This is a genomic window from Longivirga aurantiaca (assembly GCF_042660085.1).
Classification (GTDB): Bacteria; Actinomycetota; Actinomycetes; order S36-B12; family CAIYMF01; genus Longivirga; species Longivirga aurantiaca.
The window spans coordinates 1-3,077 of record NZ_JBHSTI010000060.1 but is presented as its reverse complement, the minus strand read 5'-3'; the positions used below and the strand labels follow the sequence as shown (position 1 = coordinate 3,077).

The following is a 3,077-nucleotide window of genomic DNA, read 5'->3' as shown; positions in this document are numbered from 1 at the left end:
GCCGACAGCACCACGGCCCGGGCCCCGGCGGCGCGCAGGGCGTCGAGCGTGCCGTCGTCGGCGAGGCCGTTCACGGGCCAGGCGAGGCCGCGGTCGATGGGGACGCCGAGGACCTCCTCGGGCAGGTCGCCGGCGGTGGTGGTGGCGAGCGCGATATCGAGGTCGAGGCCCGCGCGGTGCAGCGCGACGACGTCGGGCAGGGCGTAGGCCGCGGCGGTCACCCGGGCGTTGACCACGAGCGACGACAGGAGCGCGAGCCAGGCCTTCGCGTCGCCCGCGTGCTCGCCGGGGACCGTGGTGCCGTCGTCCGCGCGCACCTCGTACCCGTCGCTCATGTCCTGCAGCGACTCGAGCAGCGCGGGGTCGACGACCCAGGCGACGGCGGCGGGCGCGGCCACCGCGGCCTCGAGCAGCCGTCGCAGCCGACCGCGGGCGGCGACCTCGGTGCCGAGGTGGTCGTCGAGGAACACCCCCGAGCCCTCGCGGGCGGGTGCGCTCGTGAGCGGGAAGAGCAGCGTCACGCGGGTGGGGTCGACCTGGTTGGGGTCGGGGAACCATGGCAGGAACGTGCGTGTGAACCCGGTCTGCCGGGTGCCCGAGCCGTCGTCGGGGACGTCCGCGATCGACTCGACGCCGAGCACGATCACCTCGGGCGTGACGGGCGGGAGCCCGAGGTCGTCGAGCGGCACGCTCAACGAGAACTGCGAGCGCGCACCGGGGGCGAGCTCGGTGGCCAGCTCGGTGAGCGTGCTGGTGACCGAGATGCCGGTGCGGCCGGCCTCGCCGGCGAGGATCTGGTCGATCTCGCCGCGGCTGCGGACCGGGGTGGGCGACAGGCGCAGGCGCACCGAGACGTCGGTGACGCTCGCGCCGGTGGTGTTCTCGACGTACCCGGTGATCCGCAGGGTCTCGCCGGGCGCCGGCACGAGCGGCAGCTGCGAGGTGAGGTGGACGGCCACCTCGCCGAGGGGCGACGGCTCGACCGGGGACGGCGACGGCGAGGCCGCCTCTCCCGGCGGCACGATGCCGACGAGCAACGCGGTCGCGGCGGCGACGGCGAGGAGGGGAGCCCGGCGTCGGCGGGGCCTCATGCGGGGTCGCCGGGCTGGACGGCGTCAGCTGCCCCGGTGGGCGGGGCCGTCTCGGCTGCCAGCAGGGTCTGCGCCGTGGCGACGAGGCGGCGCTCGTCGGCGTAGGCGAGCCGGGAGGCGACGTCGGCGAGCGGCACCCAGGCCACCTCGACCACCTCGATGTCGTCGTCGGAGAGCTCGCCGCCGTGCGCCTCGAGCAGGAAGTGGTGCACGGTCTTGTGCACGCGGCGCTGCTCGGCGACGAACCAGAAGTCGATCACCCCGAGGGGCGCGACGACCCGGCCGAGGATCCCCGTCTCCTCGTGCACCTCGCGGACGGCGGCGTCCTCGGGCGTCTCGCCGTCCTCCACGTGCCCCTTGGGGAGCGACCAGACCAGGCGCCCGCGCCGGTCGTGCCGGGCGATGAGCGCCGCCCGCGCGCCGGGGACGCTGCGGTCGACGACCAGGCCGCCGGCGCTGGTCTCCTCCACGCGGGTGAGCCGCGGCGGGGCAGGTCGGGGGGCCGGCCGCCCGCCCGCGGGGGGCGCGGGGCGGGGGGTTCCGGACATACGGCGAGGATAACCGCGCCCCGCGCTCGCCTAGGCTGTGCCGTCGTGCCCACCGAGTCGTCGCGTCCCACTCCCCCCGGCGCCGCCGTGCGGCCGGCGCCGGGTGGCTCCGGCGTGCTCGCACCCGCCGAGGCCCTCGCGCTGCTGCGTGGTGAGGCCGCCGTCGTCGAGGAGCTCGGGCAGCTGTTCGCCGAGGCGGGGCACGAGCTGGCCCTGGTCGGCGGCCCCGTGCGCGACGCCTTCCTCGGGCGTGTCGTGGACGACCTCGACCTGACCACCGACGCCCGGCCCGAGCGCGTGCTCGAGCTCGTCGAGGGCTGGGCCGACACCACCTGGGACGTCGGCATCGCCTTCGGCACGGTCGGGGTGCGCAAGGGCGACCACAAGCTCGAGATCACGACCTACCGCGCCGAGGCGTACGACCGCGAGTCGCGCAAGCCCGAGGTGTCGTACGGGGACTCGCTCGACGACGACCTCGTGCGCCGCGACTTCACCGTGAACGCGCTCGCCGTGCGGCTGCCGTCGTGGGAGCTCGTCGACCTGCACTCCGGCGTCGCCGACCTGCACGCGCGGGTGCTGCGCACGCCCGGCACGCCCGAGGACTCGTTCAGCGACGACCCGCTGCGGATGATGCGCGCGGCGCGGTTCGCGTCGTCGCTCGGCTTCGCGGTGGCCCCGGCGGTGATCGAGGCGATGACCGCGATGTCCGGCCGGCTCGCGATCGTGTCGGCCGAGCGGGTGCGCGACGAGCTGATCAAGCTCGTGCTCGGGGCCCAGCCGCGGGCGGGTCTCGCGCTGCTGGTCGACACCGGCCTCGCCCAGCTCGTGCTGCCCGAGCTGCCGGCGCTGGCGCTCGAGGTCGACGAGCACCACCGCCACAAGGATGTCTACGAGCACACGCTGATCGTGCTCGAGCAGGCGATCGCGCTCGAGACCACGCACGAGCCCGTCACCGGTCCCGACTTCGTGCTGCGCTTCGCCGCGCTCATGCACGACGTCGGCAAGCCCAGGACGAGGCGGTTCGAGGACGACGGCCGGGTGTCGTTCCACCACCACGAGGTGGTCGGCGCCCGGATCACGAAGAAGCGGATGGAGGCGCTGCGGTTCTCCACCGCCGACATCGCCGAGGTGACCGAGCTCGTCGCGCTGCACCTGCGCTTCCACGGCTACGGCGCGGGCGAGTGGACCGACTCCGCCGTCCGCCGCTACGTCCGCGACGCCGGCGACCAGCTCGCGCGGCTGCACAAGCTGACCCGCGCCGACTGCACCACGCGCAACAGGCGCAAGGCGGCGGACCTCGCGGCGACGTACGACGACCTCGAGGCGCGCATCGCACGGCTGTCGGAGGAGGAGGAGCTCGCCTCGATCCGGCCGGCGCTCGACGGCAACCGGATCATGGAGGTGCTCGGACTCGCGCCGGGTCGTGAGGTGGGCGAGG

The 3,077-nt window shown here is 75.3% G+C and carries 3 protein-coding genes; 1 reads left to right on the top strand and 2 read right to left on the bottom strand.

From position 1 onward, the window contains the following. Nucleotides 1-1,091, bottom strand: a 1,091-nt coding sequence (locus ACFQGU_RS17595; RefSeq protein WP_386769002.1) for a DUF6049 family protein, incomplete at its 3' end; no start/stop codon positions are given. Next, a complete protein-coding gene (locus ACFQGU_RS17590) occupies nt 1,088-1,639 on the bottom strand; it encodes an NUDIX hydrolase (RefSeq protein WP_386769001.1) in 552 nt (183 codons plus the stop codon). The genes ACFQGU_RS17590 and ACFQGU_RS17595, both read right to left, overlap by 4 nt. 141 nt (nt 1,640-1,780) lie before the next feature. Between ACFQGU_RS17590 and ACFQGU_RS17585 the strand changes: the two genes are divergently transcribed. Beyond that, nucleotides 1,781-3,077: CCA tRNA nucleotidyltransferase (locus tag ACFQGU_RS17585; protein ID WP_386769003.1), on the top strand; the 1,297-nt coding region annotated here is incomplete at its 3' end.